Source organism: Marinomonas flavescens (genome assembly GCF_004352835.1).
GTDB classification, from domain to species: Bacteria; Pseudomonadota; Gammaproteobacteria; order Pseudomonadales; family Marinomonadaceae; genus Marinomonas; species Marinomonas flavescens.
This window is the reverse complement of sequence record NZ_SJSB01000008.1, coordinates 120044-142663: the sequence shown is the minus strand read 5'-3', so window position 1 is coordinate 142663 and position 22620 is coordinate 120044. Positions and strand designations below refer to the sequence as shown.

Here is a 22620-nt window from a genome sequence, read left to right as displayed (position 1 = left end):
AGTATCTTGAATAATGCTGTATATAATAACAGTTACTGTATAAACAACCAGATGACGCTATGATTAAATTAACCAACAGACAATCTGACGTACTAGAAACCATTCGTGAATTTATTAGCGAAACAGGTTTTCCTCCAACTCGTGCAGAAATAGCCCGTCGCCTAGGGTTCAAATCTCCTAATGCCGCTGAAGAACATCTAAAAGCCCTCGCTAAAAAAGGGGCCATAGAAATGCTTTCCGGCGCATCCCGTGGCATTCGCCTGCTTGAAGACCCTGCTTTAGCAGAAAAAGCGGATGCCGGATTACCCGTTATTGGCAAGGTCGCTGCTGGGTTTCCAATTTTGGCCCAAGAAAATGTCGCTTCTCATGTTAATGTTCCAGCCGCGATGTTTTCACCTAAGGCGGATTACCTTCTTTCCGTCTCTGGCACTAGCATGAAGAACATAGGCATCATGGAAGGAGACCTACTTGCTGTTCATAAGACAACAACTGTTCGTGACGGCCAAATTGTTGTTGCTCGAATAGGCGAAGAAGTCACTGTTAAACGATTTTTCCAAAAAGGCAGCTTAATTCGCTTAGTACCGGAAAATGAAGACTTTGACGATATCATTGTAGATTTAGAAAGCGAAGAGTTTGCTATTGAAGGACTTTCAGTAGGCGTCATACGCCAAACTATTTAAATCAGAACCTTCAGCCGAAAAGCCAAAAGGCGAAGCAAATGCTTCGCCTTTTTTAATGCAATATTTTAGGCCTTACATCCATATCTTCTGGATACTCCATGTCATCACCAAACGTTTCTTCTTCCGAATAAACAAAATCAATTCCTGCATGAAACATGCATTTTGCCAGTTCAAAATAACGTTCTTTAAGATAAGACTTAGTATCATCAGAAATGGTTAATGTTGCCAAGGGCTCTGCATTCTCGCCCTCTTCGCCAGCTGGACGCAATACAATATCGCCATTGTCCAGCTCAATAATTTCTAGATAGGATTCTTTCATATTTAATACTCTGAGGATTCTTCTCTAAAACGCAACACCAACTCCGTTAGCTTAGATAAAAACACATTAACCGATGCACCGTCATCGCCACCACGACCGATCAAGTTTGCTTCATTGGCTTTGACAAACGTGGAAGAGCGGCATTCAAATTGAACCAAATAAGCTTGCTCTAATTGATTTAGCCAAGAACCAGACTGCAAAGATAAGTCATGCAGTTCGACTAATACCGGCACGACAACATCTTTACCTTTAGCTTCTCGCAACAAACCATCAAGTTGCAAACCAGAGGTTAGCTGGTAAGCCAAACCAACCTCCTGCAGCAATCCATTCAACGCACTGCGCAAATGAAAGATTGCGGCCCCTTCCAAACTTGCGCCAAGCCAAGAACCTGCATCGTCTTGACTTTGTCGAAGAAAACGGCGTGCTGAATCCAACTTTTGATTGGTTAAACTCGCTGGAGTTGCAGCACTCATTTCTTTTTCTTACCTTCTTCAACGACCCATTGCTTACCAACATAATAGGCTTTCCAACCCGTTGGCTTACCTTCTTCTTCAGTCATCACATACTGCTCTTTCGTCTTACGACTGTAACGAATAATGGTCGGACGACCTTCGTTATCCATAACTGGAGCATTAGAGAAAAAGTGATATTTAGGGTCGATTTGCTCCATGTAAGGAAGCAATTCTTTCACCAGCGGTGCTCGAGTTTCTCGCTTACGAGGAAACTGACTAGCCGCTAAAAACAAACCCGTTGCACCATCACGTAAAACGTAATGATCTTCTACTTTTAAACAAGCTAGATCAGGCATCGGAACTGGGTCCATCTTAGGTGGCGCCGCTTCCCCGCTCTTCAAAAGCTTGCGAGTATTTTTACAATCGTCGCTGGTACAACCAAAATATTTGCCGAAACGACCTGTCTTAAGCTGCATTTCTGAGCCACATTTATCACACTCAAGTACTGGACCATCGTACCCTTTAATCTTAAATGTACCCTCTTCCACCGCATAACCAGAACATGTTGGATTGTTACCACACACGTGTAACTTACGGTGTTCATCCATCAAATAACTGTCCATGGCAGAACCACAAATATCACAACGTCGCTTATTGATCAGCGCTTTTGATTCTGCTTCATCGTCATCTACAGCAACCGCTTCATCACCACGAGTAAGGTTAATCGTCGCTTTACAACGCTCTTTTGGTGGTAACGCATAGCCAGAACAAGACATAAATACGCCTGTACTAGCAGTTCGAATTTGCATTGGCCTTCCGCAAGTAGGACAAGCAATATCGGTTGGTGTTGGCTCATTCAGCATCATCCCATCTTCAGGATCTTCTGCTTTGGCTAATACAGCACTAAAACCATGATAAAAAGCATTGAGCGCTTCAATCCAGTTCTCACGACCTTCTGCCACTGCATCCAACTGCTCTTCCATTTGTGCAGTAAAGCTATAGTTCATGAGGGAGTGAAAGCTATCCACCAACCTTTCAGTCACAATATCGCCCATTTTTTCAGCGTAAAAGCGACGATTCTCTACTCGAACGTAACCACGATCTTGGATAGTAGAAATGATTGATGCATACGTAGAAGGACGACCGATACCACGCTTCTCAAGCTCTTTTACTAAACTGGCTTCACCAAAACGCGCCGTTGGTTTAGTAAAGTGCTGCTCTGGCAATAATGCTTCTAGAGTGAGAGTCTCACCTTTAGCAACATCTGGAAGAATATTGTCTTCGCCTTTCTTAACCACACCTTGCATAGCACGAGTGTAACCATCAAAGCGTAAAATACGCCCTTTTGCTTTAAACTCATACTCACCACTTGTTACGGTGACAGTCGTAGATGTGTATTGCGCAGGTGTCATTTGACACGCCATAAACTGAGCACGGATCAATTCATAAAGACGATGCGCGTCTTTTTCCATGCTTAACAAATCTTCTTGGCGCACACTAACATCAGAAGGACGAATCGCTTCATGGGCTTCTTGAGCCCCTTCTTTACTGCTGTAGCGAATAGGTTCTTCAGGTAAGTATTTGTCGCCAAATTTCTCAGCAATATATCCGCGTAGCGCCTCTACAGCCTCTAAACTCAAGTTAGTTGAGTCTGTACGCATATAAGTAATGTAACCACCCTCATAAAGGCGCTGAGCCAACATCATGGTCTTTTTAACGCCATAACCAAGTCGAGTACTCGCGGCTTGTTGCAAGGTAGAAGTTATAAATGGCGCTGATGGCTTACTGCTTGTCGGTTTATCTTCGCGATTACTTACCAAGTAATCGGCATTTTTCAAGCGAGCGAGATGCTCATCAGACTGTTCCTGACTTACAGGACGGTATTCTTTGCCTTGATATTTTGCTGCTGCAAATTTGATCATATCTTTCGCTGGCGTTGTTAAATTCGCATCCAACTCCCAAAACTCATCAGGAATAAAAGCGCGTATTTCTTTTTCACGTTCAACAATCAAGCGTACTGCAACTGATTGAACGCGACCTGCGGACAAGCCTCGAGCCACTTTTGCCCACAACAATGGCGACACCATAAAACCAACAACACGGTCTAAAAAGCGACGCGCTTGCTGCGCATTAACACGATCCATATCAAGTTCAGATGGCGTTTCAAAAGCGGCTTGTATGGCTTTTTTTGTAATTTCGTTGAACACGACACGCTTATAGCGGCTGTCATCACCACCGATGGCCTCACGAAGATGCCACGCAATAGCCTCACCCTCTCTATCCAAATCGGTCGCGAGATAGATGGTATCGGCATTTTTGGCAAGACGTCTTAGCTCTTCAACCACTTTTTCCTTGCCCGGAAGCACTTCGTAGTGCGCTTCCCAACCATTTTCCGGGTCAACGCCCATTCGAGAAATAAGCTGCTGTCGAGATTTGCGGCGTTTATGCTCAACCTTCTCTTCTGGGCTCATCTTTCTCGTCAAAGCGGCTTGTTTTGCTCGCTCCTGCGGAGTTGATTTTGCTGTTGAACCTGTCGGCAGGTCTCGAATGTGTCCCACACTCGATTTCACAACATAATCGTTGCCTAGGTATTTATTGATGGTTTTCGCCTTAGCGGGCGATTCCACGATTACCAGTGATTTTCCCATTGAACTGTGTAAGCCTTATTTAAGTACGTCTGCAAATCTACGTTTGCGAAATTTAGTCTTTCGGGGCGCTGATATTAAGCAAACACCTTTTATATGACAAGCGATCACTGTATTGTTTCTCACATTATCGCTTGCTGAATCTAGTATTTCTTATTTAACATACTGAATTCATTGCTTAAGGACAATCATGGCGCTCCTCCAAATTCTTACAATTGTGTTTTTAATGATTATCGTGGTGCTTTCCGTAATCATTGGTTCACGTGCACATCAGAAAGAAAAAGAACAAACTGAACGACGTTTTAAGCAACTTCAGCTATCAAATCGCGCTGATCGAGTTGAATATCATCTGCGCAGTTTAAAAGATATTGACACAGATTCGATCGCCAGTGATGTTCTTTATGATTATTATATCGATACGTTACGCGAGCTGCTCCAATATGCCGATGATGCCGAACGTATCGAAGCACGCATCACTAAAGCAGAAGATGATCGCAACACTGATCCAATTGAGTTTAATCCAACTCCAGAGCCGCTAAGCTTTCAACAAAAAGCAAACTATAAAGAGCGCCTAACAAAAGTCGCTAAGATGCTTCTTTTCCTCAGAAGACAGGGCCGCTTAAGCCATTCACACTACAAAGCTTGTTACGATTATTTGCGCTGGCTGAACCTATGGGTCCAACTTAATCGCCAAATAGTACAAGCAAACAAAAACTTTATTAGCGGCGATAGTCGCGTTGCTCAATCTCTATATGGGGTAATTCTATCTCATATCAAATCTGATTCCATCGAAAGACCAGAAAAGAAAGCATTACAAACATTTGTTACGGACAAAATGAAACAAATTTTAGCCCCTAAGATTGAAGCCATTCAAACCACAGACAATCCAGAAGAAGCACTGAGTCAACTCATTCAAAACCTACAACCCGGAGACGATATCACTGATCCGACAATAAACAAAAATGCAAATTAAACCAATGAGATACTAGCCAAAGAAGGTAACAATTCGGACATTAACTCAACCGACTCTTCGGCCCCGGCTTCATCCCAATAAACCACCACAGATTCACGCGTGATTTCTATCGCCCTGACTAATGGTAACAACAACGCCAATTGCGCTTTATCTTTATCGCACAACGGTAGTGCCTTACTAGACCACCAGCCGGGTGCTGCTTGATGATATTTCCAAACATCGTAGGTAAGTAATAATACTTTCTCTGTGGTGATCGGAAGCGATTTAGCCCTATAGTGAGCATAACTGCAAACTTTATGCACTTCCTTTGATTTATCCCACTTGTCAGGCAGCCCGATTGATGTAAGCTGGACAATGAGATTGTGCTTTCTAGCAAACATCCTTAATGCCATCCGTCGTCGCTCTTGTTTTGGGGGCATGATCCATAAGGCGGATCCCATTAGGGAAAGTGTAATTAACACAATTATTAGCACGACCATTAAGTGTCTCTTTGTTTTTTTGAACTAAAATAAATTATAGCGTTGAGCTTGGAGGTTTTTATGTTGTACAAGAAAATTTTACTCGCTGTTGATCTCACCGATGAGAGCATCAAAGTGGCCAATAAAGCCGCGTCTTTATGTTTACCCCTAGGCGCTGAACTCGTTATCGTACACGTCATAGAGTCACTAAACTATGCTTACGGTGGTGACGTCCCCATTGATATCACTGATATTCAACAACAGTTACATGACGCTGCAAAAGAGCGCATGTCCATTCTTGAAGAGCAACTTGATGTCCCCGTTAAAGAAGCATGCGTTGTTCAAGGTGGTATTGAAAGCGAAATCCATCGCATTGCTGAAGAAAGACAGGTCGATCTTATTGTTGTCGGAAGTCACGGCCGTCACGGCTTAGCGTTACTACTTGGCTCTACTGCCAACGGTGTTTTACACGGCGCGCCTTGCGACGTACTTGCCGTTCGCGTTCAAAAAGAACAATAAAAAAAAGGCGATACCTGATATGTGCAGGTATCGCCTTTTATTTTTATATGCTTAACGCCTAGTCCAAGACGTTCCTTCTCGGCTATCCAACAACTCAATCCCCTGAGCCGCCAACTCATCACGAACTTCATCACTGCGCGCAAAGTTTTTATCTTTACGAGCCTGAGTACGCTCATCAATCAAGACTTGAATAGCTGCGTCATCTAGGCCTTCAGAGACGGTACTGTTTTGCAAAAAGTACTCTGGATCTTGTTTTAACAAACCCAGTAAATCTGCCAACGCCACCAGCTCCGCCGCCAATGATTCAGCCTGCTCTGCATTGTCTGTTTTGGCTTTATTTAACTCACGAACCAATTCAAACAACACAGACACAGCAACAGCGGTATTAAAGTCGTCTTTCATGGCCGCTTCGAAGCGCTCAGTAAATTCCGTAGGAAGATACTCAGCAGCAGCGCCTTGACCACGTAACGAGGTATACAGACGCTCTAACGCGACTTTCGCTTCATTTAGACTTTGATCAGAATAATCAATCGCACTGCGATATTGACTAGACACCATCAAGTAGCGAACCACTTCAGGATTGTACTTAGCCAACACATCGCGTACGGTGAAAAAGTTGCCTAACGATTTAGACATTTTTTCATTGTTGACTCGAACCGCACCACAATGCATCCAGTAATTCACGTATTCCTTACCGGTTGCCGCTTCGGACTGAGCAATTTCGTTTTCATGATGCGGAAATTTAAGATCTGGACCACCACCATGAATATCAAAATGACTGCCTAGGCAGTTTGTCGACATAGCAGAACACTCAATGTGCCAACCAGGACGCCCTTCACCCCAAGGCGATGACCACGATACTTCTCCTGCTTTCGCTTGCTTCCACAAAACGAAATCCGCTGGGTGCTCTTTGGCCACTTCAACATCAATGCGCGCGCCCGCTAGCATGTCTTCAAGCTTGCGATTATTTAGCTTGCCATAATCTTTAAAGGCAGACGTACGGTAATACACATCACCAGAAGCACCATGATACGCAAAACCTTTTTCAATAAGCACTTGAATCATGTCGATTATTTCTTGCATGAATTCTGTGGCTTTAGGCTCACGATCTGGCATTTTATTGCCAAGGCGCAATTCGTCTTCACGTTGCGCCGCAATCATTCGCTCAGTCAACGCCTGAGTTGACTCGTTATTTTCTTCAGCACGCTTGATGATCTTGTCATCCACATCCGTAATGTTGCGCACATAGTTCAATTCGTACCCTAAGTGACGAATGAAACGTGAAATAATATCAAAGGAAATCATGGCTCGAGCATGACCAATATGGCAGTAGTCGTACACTGTGTTACCACAAACGTACATACCAACTTTGCCTTCTTCTATTGGCTTGAAAATTTCTTTCTTCCCACTCAGGGTGTTGTAAATCTTCAACATCTCTATTATTTCCCTTTCGCTTCAATTTTTGCCCAAGAATCCCGCAACGTTACAGTGCGGTTAAAGACCACGCCATCTTCTTTTAGATCACGACAGAAATACCCTTCACGCTCGAACTGAAAGCCTTGGCCTTTTTCAGAATCCAACAAAGAAGGTTCAACTTTCGCATTCGTTAACACAGTCAAAGACTCAGTATTGATAAAATCTAAGAAGGTTTTGTCTTCGTGATTTGCGTCTGGTGCTTCATGATTGAACAAGCGATCGTACAAATTCACGGTAGCATCAACGGCATGTTGCGCACTTACCCAATGGATAACGCCTTTTGGCTTGTAACCCTCAGGGTTCACACCCAAGGTGTTTTCGTCATAACGACACAACAACTCAACGACTTCACCCGCATCGTTCTTAATCGCTTCATCACAAGTGATCACATAACCACCGCGCAAACGAACCGCACCTTCTAGAGTCAAACGCTTCCACTTACGAGGCGGCTCTTCAGCAAAGTCAGCCGCATCAATGTAAAGCGTTTTACTAAATGGCACTTTACGCTGACCTGCGTCTTCATTTTTCGGGTGATTGTTCACCGTGAAGATTTCTTCTTTGTCTTCTGGGTAGTTAGTCAGCGTTACTTTAATCGGGTTTAGCACCGCCATAGCACGACCTGCATTCGCATCCAGATCTTCACGGATAGCGTGCTCTAGCATGCCCATATCGACAATACCGTCAGATCGAGTCACACCAATACGCTCACAGAAATTACGGATTGACAAGGCGGTATAACCACGACGACGCAAGCCAGAAATCGTTGGCATACGCGGATCATCCCAACCGTGTACATGCTTCTCGTCAACAAGTTGTTTCAATTTACGCTTACTGGTCACCGTGTAGTTAAGGTTTAAGCGTGCAAATTCAATTTGCTGCGGATGCGCCGTACCTAACGTATCCAGTACCCAATCGTACAATGGACGATGATCTTGGAACTCTAGTGTACAAATAGAGTGCGTGATGTTTTCTAATGCATCAGACAAACAGTGAGTAAAATCGTACATTGGGTAAACGCACCACTGATCACCCGTTTGGTGGTGATGCACGTGACGCACTCGATAAATAATAGGATCACGTAGGTTCATGTTCGGGCTCGCCATATCAATTTTAGCGCGCAGAACCACTTCACCATCTTTGTACTTGCCATCTTTCATGTCTGCAAACAAGGCAAGGTTTTCTTCAACAGAACGATCTCGATAAGGGCTGTTTTTACCTGGCTCTTTCAATGTGCCACGATATTCGCGCATTTGCTCGCCATTTAGCTCACACACATACGCCTTGCCCATTCCAATCAGCTGAACCGCAAAATCATAAAGCGCCTGAAAATAATCAGAAGCAAATTTCGGCTCATCTTTCCATTCAAACCCTAGCCATTCGACGTCACGTTTAATGGATTCAATGTACTCAACACTTTCCTTTTCAGGATTGGTGTCGTCAAAACGAAGATTACACTGACCATTGTAACGCTGAGCTATACCGAAATTTAGGCAAATAGATTTTGCATGACCGATGTGTAGGTAGCCATTCGGTTCAGGTGGGAAGCGCGTCATAACAACACCATTGTGTTTACCTGATTCGTTATCTTTATCAATGATTTGGGTAATGAAATTACCTGGTTTCGACGTTTCTGACATGGTTGATGTAAGTCCCGATAAAATTTCTTATAACAGTATTGTTACTTTGATAAACAAGTATATCCGATTTCGCTTTCATAGTGATATTAGAGAGCGCAAAAATCCTTTACGAAAAAACATATTTCGCCACAAAAAACACCACAACACCGACCACAATCGTGAGCAATTGCTGTTGCTTCCATAAACCGACCAAAAATGCGGCAAAGGCACCCAGTAACCATGGATTGTTAAATGAGGTATTTAGCTGATGATTAGAAACAAAAATCATAGGAGCAATAATCGATGTCAGCACCGCCACTGGCACGAATTTTAATGCACGATCTAAAAACACTGGCATAACAACTTTATGCGCTCGAGCAAACAACACAAAACGCACACCGAAAGTAACGATGAACATACCAGCAATCACCAACACCGACTCTGTCACTGTCATGACTGACCTCCTACTGATGATTCCGCCATGGGAGGCTTGTTTTTATTGAGCGCTGCATCGCTGAAATAACCAACAGACACTGCAATCACGGCCGACACTAACAAGCCGAGATTATTAGGCAAATCCACTAAAACAACAGACGCCACACCCGCGCTTATCATAGCAAACCAAAATGGCATCGTTTTTAAATACGGCGTAATGATACTGATAAACGTCGCGACCATGGCAAATTCAAGCCCCCAATCACTCATTCCAGGGATCAACTCACCCGAAACAACCCCCAGTACAGTGGTGATATTCCACATAACGTAAAAGGATAAAAACGACCCCAAATACGCTTTGTGCCCAGTTTTCTCATCAACGACACCCATACCATAAAGCGGACGAACCGCTGCATAGGTTTCATCTATCAGGCCAAAGCCCATAATAATGCGCAATTTCATCGGCAAGTGTTTTACGTATTTCACCATATCTGCGGCATACAAAAGGTGCCTTAAATTGACAATAAAGGTAGTCGACACAATGACCCATAAAGGCGCATGAATAGAAATCAGCCCAATTGCCACAAACTGCGCCGACCCAGCAAAAACAATAGAAGACATAGCAATCGCAAACCAAGGGCTCAAACCATAGCTAGACGCCAAGGAACCAAACAACAACCCAAATGGAATACCACCGACAATCATAGGAACCGACACAACAGCACCACGACGCATTTCCTTAAATGTACTCATAAACTTCCTTTTAGCTTTACCTACCTAAAAAATGAGTAAGCCATTTTGAACAATGATAATAACTGGGCGGCCTAAATTATCGATTTTTACATATAAAATCAATGCGTCTCATTCTGGTTAGCCTTTCATTTATATCTGCTACAATTTGCTCCCTTCAAATCGAAGCTATTATTTAAGGAGAGTAAAATGTCAGAAAAAGCCGTAGTGGTGTATTCCGGAGGAATGGACTCATTTACCGTATTGCACACTGCAATCCAACAAGGTCTGGACGTATACGCGTTGTCTTTTAATTACGGACAAAAGCACAGCAAAGAGCTCCTTGTTGCCGCAGAAGTCTGCAACAACTTGAACATCCCACATAAAGTTGTCGATATTACCGCGATAAACAGCCTAATGGCAGGCTCGTCACTTACCAGTGATGTCGATATACCAGAAGGCCATTACGAAAATGAGAGTATGAAATCCACCGTGGTACCCAATCGCAACATGGTACTGCTTTCCATGGCGATTGCTTACGCAGTGTCTTTAGAGTCAGGCAAGGTATATTACGGCGCACATTCTGGCGACCACCATATTTACCCAGATTGTCGCCCTGAATTTGTCGAAGCGATGAACGCCGTCGCTAAAATTGCCAATTATCAATCAGTCGAGATAATCACACCTTTCTTACACGCGTCTAAAGGTGAAATATTACAAGCTGGCTTAGCCATGAATTTGGATTACGCCAATACCTGGACTTGCTACAACGGTCGCGAAAAATCATGCGGAAAATGCGGCGCTTGTAACGAAAGACTAGAAGCCTTTGCTGAGCAGGGAAAAATCGATCCATTGTCATACGAAGCATAGACATGTACAGCATAGACATACCCAAGATAAGCACTCATTCAATTTAGTCTTGATTGGCTTCTGTTCCACAGATTCCCAATGAACAACTAAAGCGACCACCTTACCTCGAACTGTTTTTCGAGATGTAAAAGGCACAACACATGTATTCAATCAAAGAAGCTTTCTACTCTTTACAAGGAGAAGGCGCTCACGCTGGCCGCCCTGCATTATTCTGCCGCTTTACTGGCTGTAATTTATGGTCAGGCCAAGAAGAAACCCGTGCAAAATCCGATTGCCAATTTTGTGACACGGACTTTATAGGCACAGATGGACAACATGGCGGTAAATTCAAGACAGCACAGACGTTAAGAGGTCATATCGATGCGCTCTGGCCTGCGGGACACGGACACAAATATGTGGTTTTCACTGGCGGCGAACCCGCCCTACAACTCGATGATGAATTAATAGCAGAAATGAAAGCTCATGGTTACACCATCGCCATAGAAACCAATGGCACCCTAGCTCTGCCCCACGGTATCGATTGGATTTGCGTCAGTCCAAAAACAACCAAACCACTCACAGTCACTCAAGGTAACGAATTGAAATTGGTTTTCCCACAAGACCACCTTCCACCCGAATTATTTGAAACATTAAATTTTGATCATTTTTACTTACAACCTATGGATCAAAGCTATCTATCTTCAGGGCAAATACCCCTTATTAATACTCAAGAAGCCACTCTAAATTTTTGTTTATCACATCCACAGTGGCGTCTTAGCTTACAAACACATAAAATGCTCAACATTGACTAGGCGCCATAACGCCATTTTTTGATATTACTAACATTAAGGGTATATAAAATGATCATTTTACACACAAACCACGGCGACATTCACGTTGAACTTGACTACGAAAAAGCCCCTAAAACAGCAAAAAACTTTGAAGACTATGTCACTTCTGGTTTTTATGATGGCGTTATCTTTCACCGCGTTATTAACGGTTTCATGGTACAAGGCGGCGGTTTTGAGCCTGGTATGACCCAAAAAGAAACACGCGCGCAAATTGAAAACGAAGCAGACAACGGCCTGAAAAACGAAATCGGCACATTGGCGATGGCTCGCACTATGGACCCTCACTCTGCATCCGCACAATTCTTTATCAACATTGCAGACAACGCTTTCCTAAACCATCGCAGCAAAACGTCTGATGGCTGGGGCTACGCGGTATTCGGTAAAGTAACAGCCGGTATGGACATTGTTAACAAAATCAAAGAAGTGAAAACAACAACAAAAGCAGGTCATCAAGACGTTCCTGCTGACGATGTTATTATTGAAAGCGCTGAATTAGTTAAAAACGAAGACTAATGATTCGTTATTTAATCTCAGATTTGCATCTTAGTGACAAACGCCCGGACTTGATCCGGGCGTTTGTTCAAATGATGGGCGAACTTAGCGAAAAACACCCTACCGGCGATGCTAAGCTTTATATCATTGGCGATTTCTATGAAGCCTGGATTGGTGACGACTATCAACCGGAATGGAACATTCAAATCGAAGCAAGCCTTCGACACTTGTCTGATTCTGGTATTGGTTTATTTTTCATTCATGGCAATCGAGACTTTCTAATAGGTGATACTTGGTGCGCACGAGTTGGGGCAACGCTTCTGCAAGAGCAAACTCTTATAAACACCAAAACACACCCAATTTTACTCACTCATGGCGACGAATATTGTCAGGAAGATCTTGAGTATCAAAAGTTTCGTACCATGGTTAGAACACCAGAATGGCAACAGCAAATATTATCAATGCCGCTTGAAAAAAGAATGGCCTTGGCAGCGCAACTGCGTAACGACAGCAAAAGCATGTCAGCGGAAAAGTCTGAAGAAATAATGGATGTTACGGAAAGTAGCGTCCAAAACTCTCTGAAACACAACCATGCTGATGTCGTCATTCATGGTCACACACACAGACCGGCATTTCATTCCAATGAGAATTACACGCGCTGCGTGCTGGGCGATTGGGATAAATACATTTGGCTAGCGACCTTAGATGATAAACGACTTTACCAAGCAAAAAGCGAAGTCTCGAGTTTTATTGAAAAAGGCCTCAATGGACTAAAAGAAGTCCACACACTAGCACTCGACTAAGCACCCATTGTTCGCAAAAAAAAGCCATTACGACGAATCCGCGTAACGGCTTTTTAAACTCTGCTTCCTGATATAAACATTAAAGATGCAATAATTCTTTTACCCACTCTGTTGCAGCACCTTTTCGAGTCCGATCAAATTCTATATTGCGATCATGCAGAATGGCAATCGCACGAAAAAATGCATTATTTACCGTTACAAGACTCAACTCAATATTGTAATTTTTCCACCAATACAGTGTCGCCTTACTGGTTAATATTTGGTAGAGCACATCCAATTCAGTCGATCCTTTATAAGCACTATTAAGATCGATGACCTGTTCGTTATTGGCAAGTTGTAACACTAGCCAATAAGTAACATCTGGTAACTGATCACTTGTTTTCGTACCCATTATGACCCCCTCCATTATTGAGTTGATAATAATCATACTAGCAGCTAATAAGAAAGTTACCTCATTGGAATACAAGGTATTTACATTATTTCATGCAAAAAAACTTAAATAGACAAAGATGGCGGTCCACTGTGCATACGAAGCTCTTTATCAGGCTCAGTAATCAGTTTATGCTCATGCTCTCTAAAAAACTCGATACGCTCATCAATCGGCTCGCCGGCGTATTCTTCAGCCAACGCTAAATAATCTTCAAAATGACGCGCTTCAGATTTTAATAGAGAAATATAAAACTTAGACAACTCCTCATCCAAATGCGGAGCAAGAGCAGCAAAACGCTCACAAGAACGCGCTTCAACAAAAGCACCCACAATCATGGTGTCGACAAGGCGAGCAGGCTCATGAGTACGAATGTATTTACGCAAGCCATCGGCATAACGAGACGCTGATAAATGATCATACTCGATGCCACGCTTGCGCATAATTTTATGAACTTGCTCAAAGTGAAGCAGCTCTTCACGCGCCAAACGAGACATTTTATGAAGCAAATTATCACGATCCACATAACGATACATCAAACTCATCGCTGTTGATGCCGCTTTTTTCTCGCAATGAGCATGGTCATTTAAAAGCAAGGTTTGGTTCTCAATCGCCCAATTCACCCATGCTTCAGGGGAGCGACAGGGAAGAAAATCAACAAGCTCTGGATACGCTGATAACATTACTCTACCTTTTCATCTAAAAAAACGTGATTATACTCTCTATTAGTCACTTAGGCAGCAACGTCTTGATTTGGATATCAAATTCGTAATGAATGAATTCTACGACATAAATAAATTGAAAATTGGCCAACATGTTGGCGTCGAGCTAGACCCTTATATACTAAATTACCGAGCCAGTATGAATAACACGGCTTGGGTGGCAGATCATGGAGGAAGATCTTTTGTTATCCGTTTTTACGAGCCAAGCAAAGGAAAGGTAGAAGACTTTTTACAAAACTCACGAAAATACGTCGGCATTAAACACCAAGCGATCACCCCCAATTACCCACCTTTTTATTCTAAATTATGGGTATTTTCATGTTCTGCTGTGTGCGGAGGAGAAAACCTTTATAGCTTCTTAGGTAAATACCCAGACGGCGCCCCACTTAATGTCGTCATTGGCTTATTAGATACGATCGCTAAAGCTTTAGATCAAATACACGCAAAAGAACTTTTTCACGGCCATCTAGATCTTAATGCCATCCAGGTGGTAAATGGGATTGGTGTCATGACAGGCTTAGGCGCCCATCACTGGATGCAAAGAATCACCGAGCAAGAATTAGACCCCCGTCTTTTTCCACCAGAATACCAACGTAGAGTTCAAAAGCGCACACCGGCTTCGGATCGTTTCGCTTTTATGCGTATTTTAATGGCCGCCTTACTTGGCGAATCCATTCTCGATAAAGACATGAAAAGTGGATTGCCTAGCTCTCACCCCTATCTGAGCAACAGTACTTGGAAGAAATTAAAAAAATGGAGTAGAAGCCAAGAGCGCCATAGACCAAAATCGTTAGTTGAGGTTATAAGAGCACTGCGTGCCAACCTCTATAGGCCAGAACAGCTGGAAACAAAGAAAACCAAAGGCTTATTGGACTTTCGTTCTCACCGCAAGCTATATGCTGGATTAAGTATTTTAATTGCCGGCATCACTTTAGCCGCCATTTCACTCTGGCCAGAAGACACCCCACCGCCACAACAACTGACACAGGTTCCAACTCAAGAGCAGCAAAAACAAATCGAGAAGAAAATCTTTGAAGCTCTTCCACAAGTTCTTGAAGAACCTCTAAAGTCAGGCGGTAAGGCACCTAAAATAGAAAAAATTGCACCTTCTAAATTTAAAATGGGCGATCAGCATCATTTGGGCGACGACAATGAAATACCTGTTCATGAAGTCGATATTCCTCATGGTTTTTACATAAGCAAGTACGAGGTCACCTTCGACCAATATGATCGATTTGCCAAGGCAACTGGACGCAAAATTCCAGCAGATAATGGTTGGGGACGAGGCAACAGGCCGGTAATAAACGTTAGTTGGTACGACGCCAAAGCCTATACCTCTTGGCTATCTGACCAAACCAATCAAGTATATCGGTTGCCGACAGAAATTGAGTGGGAATATTCGGCACGCGCCAACTCAAATACAGCATTTTGGTATGGGAACTCTGTAAAACCAGGGTACAGCGTATGCGATAGCTGCGGCAGCCAATGGGATGGCGTGTCGACGGCCCCTGTTGGCAGCCAAGCAAGCAACCCACTAGGCTTATACGACATGCATGGCAATGTCGCTGAATGGGTGGAAGATTGTTATCATGATTCATACAAAGGCGCCCCAACGAAAAACCAAATATGGCTTTCTGATCAGTGCAAAAGCCGAGTTATTCGAGGCGGATCATGGTTTGACATTCCTAGAGTTGGCCGAAGTTCTACTCGCTACCGTGCAGAGCCCAATCTAAAAGCCAGTAACTGGGGGTTTCGAGTTGTTCGCATAATTCCTTCCAATACAAGCCATTAGAAATCTTCTCTTGGGGGGACTAAATCCCCCCCCTTTCTTCGCATAAATATTGGATTTGAGCGTTGAATTCGCACAATACTATGTAGCCAACAAAAAGGCAGATTACATAAATTTCCTTCCCTTTGCTCAAATCAGAATAATTCCGCTAAATGGCACCTATTCAAAATTGTTATGGCGCATAACAACCCTTAGTTCTGTTTTTCCTATATTATGGCCGGATCAAACATGTATGTTTTTTTTATGAAATTAGATCTATAACAGCTCTAATTTTTAGCACATCACATTATTTTGTGACTTAATGTTCAGAGGTATTAAATGAGCCTGTATTTAGATTACTTACAAGAAATTGAAGATCGAAAAGGTCAAGACTTACACCCAAAGCCAATTGATGGCGGTGAATTATTGGCAGAGATAATTGCTCAAATTAAAGACGCTGATCACGAACACCGCAAAGACTCTCTTAATTTCTTTATTTATAACACGCTACCTGGCACAACAAGCGCAGCGGTTGTAAAAGCTAAATTTCTAAAAGAAATTATTCTAGGCGAATCTGTTGTTGCTGAAATTACGCCAACATTTGCTTTTGAGCTTTTGTCTCACATGAAAGGCGGTCCTTCTGTTGAAGTACTGTTAGACATCGCTTTATCTGATGATCTATCCATTGCTGAACAAGCCGCTGCTGTCCTAAAAACGCAAGTATTCTTATACGAAGCGGATATGGAACGTCTTAAAACTGCTTATGAAGCGGGTAATAAGATCTCCAAAGAAATACTAGAGAGCTACTCACAAGCTGAGTTTTTCACTAAGCTTCCTGATATTGACGAAAAAATTGACGTTGTCACTTACATTGCAGGCGAAGGCGACATCTCTACTGACCTTCTTTCTCCTGGCAACCAAGCACACTCTCGTGCTGACCGCGAACTTCATGGCAAATGTATGATCAGCCCTGAAGCGCAAAAAGAAATTCAAGCCCTACAAAAACAGCACCCTGGCAAAAAAGTCATGCTGATTGCTGAAAAAGGCACTATGGGCGTTGGTTCATCACGCATGTCTGGGGTTAACAACGTTGCTCTTTGGGCCGGCCAACAAGCTAGCCCTTATGTACCCTTTGTAAACTTTGCCCCTGTTGTTGCTGGAACAAATGGCATCTCGCCTATCTTCCTAACAACCGTTGGCGTTACTGGCGGTATCGGTCTTGACCTTAAAAACTGGGTTAAGAAAATCGATGCTGATGGAAAACCTGTTAAAGATGACAACGGCGACTTCGTATTAGAGCAAGCCTACTCAGTGGAAACAGGTACGATCTTAACGATCAACACCAAAGAGAAAAAACTGTACAACGGCGACAAAGAGCTAGTTGATGTTTCTGATGCATTTAACGCTCAGAAAGTTGAGTTCATGAAAGCCGGTAGTTCTTATGCCATCGTATTTGGTAAAAAACTACAAAACTTTGCCGCTGAAACACTCGGCGTTGAACCAAAAGCTGTTTACGCATTGTCTAAAGAAATTTCGCATGAGGGCCAAGGCCTGACTGCCGTAGAAAAAATCTTTAACAAAAACGCAGTTGGCGTTAAATCTAAAGCAGCATTGCATGCCGGTTCTGACGTTCGCGTACAAGTTAACATCGTAGGTTCTCAAGATACGACTGGCTTGATGACATCTCAAGAACTTGAATCTATGGCGGCAACGGTTATCTCTCCTATCGTTGATGGCGCATACCAATCAGGCTGTCACACAGCGTCTGTTTGGGATTCTAAAGCACAAGCTAACATCCCTAAACTTATGCAGTTTATGAATAACTTTGGCTTGATCACCGCTCGTGACCCTAAAGGTGTTTACCCACCAATGACAGACGTTATTCATAAAGTATTGAATGACATCACTGTTTCTGACTGGGCCATCATTATCGGTGGTGACTCACACACTCGTATGTCTAAAGGTGTTGCCTTCGGCGCTGACTCTGGAACAGTAGGTCTTGCACTTGCGACAGGCGAAGCAACAATGCCTATCCCTGAGTCTGTTAAAGTAACCTTTAAAGGCACACTTAAGCACCACATGGACTTCCGTGATGTTGTTCACTCTACACAAGCGCAAATGCTTAAACAGTTTGGCGACAACGTATTCCAAGGCCGCGTAATCGAAGTACACATAGGTACTTTGCTAGCTGACCAAGCGTTCACGTTTACAGACTGGACAGCCGAAATGAAGGCCAAAGCGTCTATTTGTATTTCTCAAGATGAAACTCTGATTGAGTCTTTAGAAATTGCTAAGAGCCGCATCCAAATCATGATCGATAAAGGCATGGAAAACCATGTTCAAACACTTCATGGTTTAATTAAATTGGCTGACAAACGCATTGCAGAAATAAAATCTGGTGAAATTCCTGCTCTAGCACCAGACAGCAATGCAAAATACTTCGCTGAAGTGGTTGTCGATCTAGACCAACTTGACGAACCAATGATTGCCGATCCAGATGTTAATAACGATGATGTCTCTAAACGTTATACTCATGATGTGATCCGCCCTGTTTCTTTCTACAAATCTAAACCAGTTGATTTAGGCTTTGTTGGCTCTTGTATGGTACATAAAGGCGACATGCAAATTATCGCTCAAATGTTACGTAACCTAGAAAAACAAGGTAAAAATATCGAGTTTAAAGCGCCATTAGTTGTTGCGCCACCAACATACAATATTGTTGATGAGCTCAAAGCTGAAGGCGATTGGGAGATCCTACAAAAGTATTCCGGTTTTGAATTTGACGATACAAACCCAAAAAAATCAGCACGTACTAAATACGAAAACATCATGTACTTGGAACGCCCTGGCTGTAACTTATGTATGGGTAACCAAGAAAAAGCAGAACCTGGTGACACGGTTATCGCAACATCTACACGCTTGTTCCAAGGTCGTGTGGTAGCGGATACGGCAGAGAAGAAAGGTGAATCACTACTAGGCTCAACACCAGTCGTTGTTCTTTCTACTATGCTAGGTCGCTTCCCTACTATCGAAGAGTACAAAGAAGCAGTCGATGGCATCAAGCTGACAGACTTCGCGCCACCACTTGATCCGATGACAACAGCACCGGTTGAGTTTATACCAGTGAGCAACGTCTAGCACTCAGCATCAAACAGCGAGACTTTTAGTGTTGTTTGATGCTTGATGCTTGACGCCAGTCAAGCTATAAAACAGCCTTAAGGCTGCTATAAAAGCTTACAAATTATATTATTTGTAAGCTTTTTTTATTGCCTTACCTTTACCGCATCCCATAACTTCTTAGTCAATAAAATACAGACATAAAAAAGCCCCGCGACTGCGAGGCTACTCTCTTTAACTCTTTTCCTTGCCCAAGTAATTAGATAACTTCACGCTCTACAAGCTCGTCAAATTCTGCTTGCTCTTCTCTCTCTACATGACTCTCAACGTCTTTAGCATTGATTTTTTGCTGACGACCTTCGTGTTTCGCTTTATATTTAACAAGCTGTTTCTCTAATTTACCCACCAGTAAGTCTACTGCTGGTTTTAATTGTTTGTCCGTTTTAACGGTAGCAAATAGGTCATGACCAGGTATATGAACACTGGCTTCTACTATTAATTCATGAATCCCATGTTTCTCTGTATTTAAAATCACCTTTATACTGGTAATTTGATCATTAACCCTCGCCAAATGATCCATTCTTTCTTTCACTAGCTCTTGTACTTCTTCACCAGATTGAACGTGATGACCGCTAATATTCAATGTATACATAGAGAATTTCCTTTCGTTTTTTGAAAATTATTTTATGAACTTATTTTCTACCCTCTCCTGTTTTGTACATACTAATAACCTATGGACTAATGAACCTAATTTCAATCCTAAAATTGTAAATACTTTAATAAGTTTGATTAAAAACGTGTAAAACTTAAAAAAATACGATTTTTAGCTTAAAAAACAAACAACTAAATAGAAATAAAAAAAATTCTCACCACTTTTTTGGCAACCACTTACTACCTAATCGCCGTTTAAAGCATTCTTATAGTGTAGCTAAAAAGTAAAAAAAAACGCCACCTTTCGGCAGCGTTTTCTAATAATTCTCTATTTAGAGCCTATTAAGCATCTAGAAGAATGCGCAACATGCGACGTAACGGCTCAGCGGCACCCCACAAAAGCTGATCACCAACAGAGAAGGCACTGATGTACTCTGGCCCCATATTGAGCTTACGAATGCGTCCTACAGGAATATTCAGAGTACCAGTAGCGGCAGTTGGTGTTAAACGCTCAACCGTCGCTTGCTTATCATTCGGCACCACACTCACCCAATCATTGTGCTGAGCAAGCATGCCTTCGATATCAGCTAGCGGGATATCCTGATTCAACTTAATCGTAAACGCTTGGCTATGGCAACGCATAGAGCCGATACGGACACACAAACCATCCACTGGAATAATAGAACCTGTATTGCCAAGGATCTTGTTTGTTTCAGCTTGCGCTTTCCACTCTTCACGGCTTTGACCGTTATCAAGTTGCGAATCAATGTATGGAATCAAAGAACCCGCTAGAGGCACCCCAAACTGATCCACCGGCATGGTATTAGAGCGCATTTGCTCCGCCACTTTGCGGTCGATGTCCAAAATGGCACTTGCTGGATCAGCAAGCTCTGTCGCAACAGAGCTGTGCAACATGCCCATTTGATTGATCAATTCACGCATATGACGTGCACCGCCGCCAGAAGCCGCTTGGTAAGTCATCGACGTCATCCACTCAATGTGGCCTTTTTCGAACAACCCACCCAATGCCAACAGCATCAAACTAACGGTACAGTTACCGCCCACAAAAGTTTTTACGCCATCTTTTAAGCCTTGCTTGATGACGTTTTGGTTGACTGGATCCAAGACAATGATTGCGTCTTTGTCCATGCGCAGCGAAGACGCCGCATCGATCCAGTAACCCTTCCAACCTGCATTACGCAACTGAGGGTAAATAGCCTTGGTATAATCCCCGCCTTGGCAGGTAATAATAATGTCCATTTTCTTCAATGTTTCAATATCATTCGCATCTTGAAGTAATGGAATATCTTTACCAATTTCTGGCCCTTTTTGCCCCGTTTGAGAGGTGGTGAAAAAAATCGGATCAATGTGATCAAAATCTTTTTCTTCTCGCATACGTTGCATCAACACGGAACCAACCATTCCGCGCCAGCCGACTAAACCTACAGTGTGTTTTGACATGGTTATCTCTACCTTTTTTTGTGGGGTCACTCATACCAAGAGCAATATCCCGAGTTAACACCCAGTCATTATGACTAGGCTTTAAGTACTGCTTCTAATGCAGCCAATACCGCGTCGCCCATGGCTTGCGTAGTAACTGTTTGTGAATCTTGAGAAGCGATATCAGCGGTTCTTAAGCCTTGATCAAGAACTCGACTAACCGCGGCTTCAATCGCATTAGCGGCTTCTTTAGCGTCTAAAGAATAACGTAACATCATGGCAACAGATAAAATCGTTGCCAGAGGGTTAGCGATACCTTGGCCTGCGATATCTGGTGCAGAACCATGACAAGGCTCATACATACCACGACCTTCTGCATTCAAAGAGGCAGAAGGTAGCATGCCAATAGAGCCCGTTAGCATTGCCGCTGCGTCAGATAGAATATCACCAAACATGTTGCCAGTAACCATTACATCAAACTGTTTTGGGGCACGAACAAGCTGCATCGCAGCATTATCTACTAGCATGTGAGTCAATTCGACATCAGGATACTCTTTGGCCACTTCTTCCATGACTTCTTTCCAAAGAACCGTTACTTCAAGCACATTGGATTTATCAATAGAACAAACGCGCTTGCCACGCTGACGAGCGGCTTCAAAAGCAGAACGACCAATACGACGAATCTCGGATTCACTGTAAACGTAAGTATTAAAACCTTGGCGCTCGCCATTTTCTAAGGTACGAATGCCTCGTGGCTGGCCGAAATAAATACCGCCAGTTAATTCACGAACAATTAAGATATCCAAGCCCGCGACAATTTCAGGTTTCAAACTGGAAGCGTCTGCTAACTGAGGGTAAAGAATCGCAGGACGAAGGTTAGAGAAAAGCTCCAAGTTAGAGCGTAAACCCAACAGGCCTTTTTCTGGACGAACCGCCATATCTAGGCCATCCCATTTTGGACCACCGACTGCGCCAAGCAAAATAGCGTCTGCCGCTTTCGCTTTCGTCAACGTTGCTTCAGGCAATGGCGAGCCAGTCTCATCGTATGCAGATCCACCCACTAAAGCACTCTCGTGGGTAATCCCCAAGTTAAACTGGGTATTGACCAAATCAAGAACACGAACCGCTTGAGCGACAATTTCAGGACCAATGCCGTCACCCGGCAATACCAACACTTTTTTAGACATGACTTAATCCT

The 22620-nt window shown here is 43.1% G+C and carries 22 protein-coding genes; 9 read left to right on the top strand and 13 right to left on the bottom strand.

Annotated elements, in window-relative coordinates; all coding sequences use genetic code 11:
- Positions 1-59: 59 nt before the first annotated feature.
- Positions 60-680 carry a transcriptional repressor LexA gene (gene lexA, locus E0D70_RS10275; RefSeq protein ID WP_133012194.1) on the top strand — a complete coding sequence of 207 codons (621 nt, stop codon included), beginning with the start codon at positions 60-62 and terminating at the stop codon, positions 678-680.
- 52 nt (positions 681-732) lie between these two features.
- Here the strand turns inward: lexA and E0D70_RS10270 are convergent, their stop codons facing one another.
- Genes E0D70_RS10270 through topA form a run of 3 tightly spaced genes read right to left on the bottom strand, consistent with a single transcriptional unit; the run spans position 733 to position 4099 of the window.
- Positions 733-999: a hypothetical protein gene (locus tag E0D70_RS10270; RefSeq protein ID WP_133012193.1), complete on the bottom strand. Its 267-nt coding sequence runs from the start codon at positions 997-999 to the stop codon at positions 733-735.
- A 2-nt stretch (positions 1000-1001) separates the two neighbouring features.
- Positions 1002-1472, bottom strand: a complete 471-nt coding sequence (locus E0D70_RS10265; RefSeq protein ID WP_133012192.1) for a DUF6586 family protein — start codon at positions 1470-1472, stop codon at positions 1002-1004.
- Complete coding sequence (topA, locus tag E0D70_RS10260; RefSeq protein WP_133012191.1) at positions 1469-4099, bottom strand: type I DNA topoisomerase; 2631 nt, start codon at positions 4097-4099, stop codon at positions 1469-1471. The genes E0D70_RS10265 and topA overlap by 4 nt, the downstream gene beginning before the upstream one ends.
- A gap of 187 nt (positions 4100-4286) precedes the next feature.
- Between topA and E0D70_RS10255 the strand changes: the two genes are divergently transcribed.
- Positions 4287-5069: a DNA topoisomerase I gene (locus E0D70_RS10255; RefSeq protein WP_133012190.1), complete on the top strand. Its 783-nt coding sequence runs from the start codon at positions 4287-4289 to the stop codon at positions 5067-5069.
- Here the strand turns inward: E0D70_RS10255 and E0D70_RS10250 are convergent.
- Positions 5066-5548 carry a hypothetical protein gene (locus tag E0D70_RS10250; RefSeq protein WP_133012189.1) on the bottom strand — a complete coding sequence of 161 codons (483 nt, stop codon included), beginning with the start codon at positions 5546-5548 and terminating at the stop codon, positions 5066-5068. The two genes, E0D70_RS10255 and E0D70_RS10250, sit on opposite strands and share 4 nt — an antisense overlap.
- Before the next feature lie 60 nt (positions 5549-5608).
- Between E0D70_RS10250 and E0D70_RS10245 the strand changes: the two genes are divergently transcribed.
- Positions 5609-6046 (top strand): universal stress protein, encoded by a 438-nt coding sequence (locus tag E0D70_RS10245; protein ID WP_133012188.1) that lies wholly within the window; start codon positions 5609-5611, stop codon positions 6044-6046.
- Positions 6047-6097: 51 nt separating this feature from the next.
- On the opposite strand, the gene cysS is transcribed toward E0D70_RS10245, so the two are convergent.
- The 4 genes from cysS to E0D70_RS10225 form a co-directional block, all read right to left on the bottom strand.
- Entirely contained in the window at positions 6098-7480 is a 1383-nt protein-coding gene (cysS, locus tag E0D70_RS10240; RefSeq protein WP_133012187.1) for a cysteine--tRNA ligase, read from the bottom strand.
- Positions 7481-7485: 5 nt separating this feature from the next.
- A complete protein-coding gene (locus E0D70_RS10235; RefSeq protein ID WP_133012186.1) occupies positions 7486-9159 on the bottom strand; it encodes a glutamine--tRNA ligase/YqeY domain fusion protein in 1674 nt (557 codons plus the stop codon).
- Positions 9160-9265: 106 nt separating this feature from the next.
- Positions 9266-9592, bottom strand: a complete 327-nt coding sequence (locus tag E0D70_RS10230; protein WP_133012185.1) for an AzlD domain-containing protein — start codon at positions 9590-9592, stop codon at positions 9266-9268.
- The gene (locus tag E0D70_RS10225) at positions 9589-10326 is read right to left on the bottom strand and encodes an AzlC family ABC transporter permease (RefSeq protein WP_133012184.1); all 738 of its coding nucleotides are present in this window, start codon (positions 10324-10326) and stop codon (positions 9589-9591) included. Before E0D70_RS10225 ends, E0D70_RS10230 begins: the two co-directional genes overlap by 4 nt.
- Before the next feature lie 186 nt (positions 10327-10512).
- Here E0D70_RS10225 and queC point away from each other — a divergent pair, with 186 nt between their 5' ends.
- From queC to E0D70_RS10205, 4 genes are all read left to right on the top strand, one after another.
- Complete coding sequence (gene queC / locus E0D70_RS10220; RefSeq protein ID WP_133012183.1) at positions 10513-11172, top strand: 7-cyano-7-deazaguanine synthase QueC; 660 nt, start codon at positions 10513-10515, stop codon at positions 11170-11172.
- Positions 11173-11312: 140 nt separating this feature from the next.
- Positions 11313-11963 carry a 7-carboxy-7-deazaguanine synthase gene (queE, locus tag E0D70_RS10215; protein WP_133012182.1) on the top strand — a complete coding sequence of 217 codons (651 nt, stop codon included), beginning with the start codon at positions 11313-11315 and terminating at the stop codon, positions 11961-11963.
- Positions 11964-12011: 48 nt separating this feature from the next.
- Positions 12012-12515, top strand: coding sequence for a peptidylprolyl isomerase (locus tag E0D70_RS10210; RefSeq protein WP_133012181.1), 504 nt, complete (start codon positions 12012-12014; stop codon positions 12513-12515).
- Positions 12515-13297 (top strand): UDP-2,3-diacylglucosamine diphosphatase, encoded by a 783-nt coding sequence (locus E0D70_RS10205; protein WP_133012180.1) that lies wholly within the window; start codon positions 12515-12517, stop codon positions 13295-13297. Before E0D70_RS10210 ends, E0D70_RS10205 begins: the two co-directional genes overlap by 1 nt.
- Before the next feature lie 79 nt (positions 13298-13376).
- Here E0D70_RS10205 and E0D70_RS10200 read toward each other — a convergent pair whose 3' ends face one another.
- Positions 13377-13688 carry a hypothetical protein gene (locus tag E0D70_RS10200; protein ID WP_133012179.1) on the bottom strand — a complete coding sequence of 104 codons (312 nt, stop codon included), beginning with the start codon at positions 13686-13688 and terminating at the stop codon, positions 13377-13379.
- 104 nt (positions 13689-13792) lie between these two features.
- Positions 13793-14407 (bottom strand): MiaE family protein, encoded by a 615-nt coding sequence (locus tag E0D70_RS10195; protein ID WP_133012178.1) that lies wholly within the window; start codon positions 14405-14407, stop codon positions 13793-13795.
- 88 nt (positions 14408-14495) lie between these two features.
- On the opposite strand from E0D70_RS10195, the gene E0D70_RS10190 reads away from it, so the two are divergent.
- Positions 14496-16238 (top strand): formylglycine-generating enzyme family protein, encoded by a 1743-nt coding sequence (locus E0D70_RS10190; protein WP_133012177.1) that lies wholly within the window; start codon positions 14496-14498, stop codon positions 16236-16238.
- 315 nt (positions 16239-16553) lie between these two features.
- Positions 16554-19352, top strand: coding sequence for a bifunctional aconitate hydratase 2/2-methylisocitrate dehydratase (locus tag E0D70_RS10185; RefSeq protein WP_133012176.1), 2799 nt, complete (start codon positions 16554-16556; stop codon positions 19350-19352).
- 238 nt (positions 19353-19590) lie between these two features.
- On the opposite strand, the gene hpf is transcribed toward E0D70_RS10185, so the two are convergent.
- The 3 genes from hpf to leuB all read right to left on the bottom strand — a co-directional run bounded on the left by hpf (position 19591) and on the right by leuB (position 22609).
- Positions 19591-19983, bottom strand: a complete 393-nt coding sequence (hpf, locus tag E0D70_RS10180) for a ribosome hibernation-promoting factor, HPF/YfiA family (protein ID WP_133012175.1) — start codon at positions 19981-19983, stop codon at positions 19591-19593.
- A gap of 341 nt (positions 19984-20324) precedes the next feature.
- A complete protein-coding gene (asd, locus tag E0D70_RS10175; RefSeq protein WP_133012174.1) occupies positions 20325-21443 on the bottom strand; it encodes an aspartate-semialdehyde dehydrogenase in 1119 nt (372 codons plus the stop codon).
- 74 nt (positions 21444-21517) lie between these two features.
- Positions 21518-22609, bottom strand: a complete 1092-nt coding sequence (gene leuB / locus E0D70_RS10170) for a 3-isopropylmalate dehydrogenase (protein ID WP_133012173.1) — start codon at positions 22607-22609, stop codon at positions 21518-21520.
- Positions 22610-22620 lie beyond the last annotated feature (11 nt).

Bases quoted from the DNA above. Each gene is read 5' to 3' on its own strand.
- lexA (WP_133012194.1), top strand. From the start codon at position 60: ATGATTAAATTAACCAACAGACAATCTGACGTACTAGAAACCATTCGT.
- E0D70_RS10270 (WP_133012193.1), bottom strand. From the start codon at position 999: ATGAAAGAATCCTATCTAGAAATTATTGAGCTGGACAATGGCGATATT.
- E0D70_RS10265 (WP_133012192.1), bottom strand. From the start codon at position 1,472: ATGAGTGCTGCAACTCCAGCGAGTTTAACCAATCAAAAGTTGGATTCA.
- topA (WP_133012191.1), bottom strand. From the start codon at position 4,099: ATGGGAAAATCACTGGTAATCGTGGAATCGCCCGCTAAGGCGAAAACC.
- E0D70_RS10255 (WP_133012190.1), top strand. From the start codon at position 4,287: ATGGCGCTCCTCCAAATTCTTACAATTGTGTTTTTAATGATTATCGTG.
- E0D70_RS10250 (WP_133012189.1), bottom strand. From the start codon at position 5,548: ATGGTCGTGCTAATAATTGTGTTAATTACACTTTCCCTAATGGGATCC.
- E0D70_RS10245 (WP_133012188.1), top strand. From the start codon at position 5,609: ATGTTGTACAAGAAAATTTTACTCGCTGTTGATCTCACCGATGAGAGC.
- cysS (WP_133012187.1), bottom strand. From the start codon at position 7,480: ATGTTGAAGATTTACAACACCCTGAGTGGGAAGAAAGAAATTTTCAAG.
- E0D70_RS10235 (WP_133012186.1), bottom strand. From the start codon at position 9,159: ATGTCAGAAACGTCGAAACCAGGTAATTTCATTACCCAAATCATTGAT.
- E0D70_RS10230 (WP_133012185.1), bottom strand. From the start codon at position 9,592: ATGACAGTGACAGAGTCGGTGTTGGTGATTGCTGGTATGTTCATCGTT.
- E0D70_RS10225 (WP_133012184.1), bottom strand. From the start codon at position 10,326: ATGAGTACATTTAAGGAAATGCGTCGTGGTGCTGTTGTGTCGGTTCCT.
- queC (WP_133012183.1), top strand. From the start codon at position 10,513: ATGTCAGAAAAAGCCGTAGTGGTGTATTCCGGAGGAATGGACTCATTT.
- queE (WP_133012182.1), top strand. From the start codon at position 11,313: ATGTATTCAATCAAAGAAGCTTTCTACTCTTTACAAGGAGAAGGCGCT.
- E0D70_RS10210 (WP_133012181.1), top strand. From the start codon at position 12,012: ATGATCATTTTACACACAAACCACGGCGACATTCACGTTGAACTTGAC.
- E0D70_RS10205 (WP_133012180.1), top strand. From the start codon at position 12,515: ATGATTCGTTATTTAATCTCAGATTTGCATCTTAGTGACAAACGCCCG.
- E0D70_RS10200 (WP_133012179.1), bottom strand. From the start codon at position 13,688: ATGGGTACGAAAACAAGTGATCAGTTACCAGATGTTACTTATTGGCTA.
- E0D70_RS10195 (WP_133012178.1), bottom strand. From the start codon at position 14,407: ATGTTATCAGCGTATCCAGAGCTTGTTGATTTTCTTCCCTGTCGCTCC.
- E0D70_RS10190 (WP_133012177.1), top strand. From the start codon at position 14,496: ATGAATGAATTCTACGACATAAATAAATTGAAAATTGGCCAACATGTT.
- E0D70_RS10185 (WP_133012176.1), top strand. From the start codon at position 16,554: ATGAGCCTGTATTTAGATTACTTACAAGAAATTGAAGATCGAAAAGGT.
- hpf (WP_133012175.1), bottom strand. From the start codon at position 19,983: ATGTATACATTGAATATTAGCGGTCATCACGTTCAATCTGGTGAAGAA.
- asd (WP_133012174.1), bottom strand. From the start codon at position 21,443: ATGTCAAAACACACTGTAGGTTTAGTCGGCTGGCGCGGAATGGTTGGT.
- leuB (WP_133012173.1), bottom strand. From the start codon at position 22,609: ATGTCTAAAAAAGTGTTGGTATTGCCGGGTGACGGCATTGGTCCTGAA.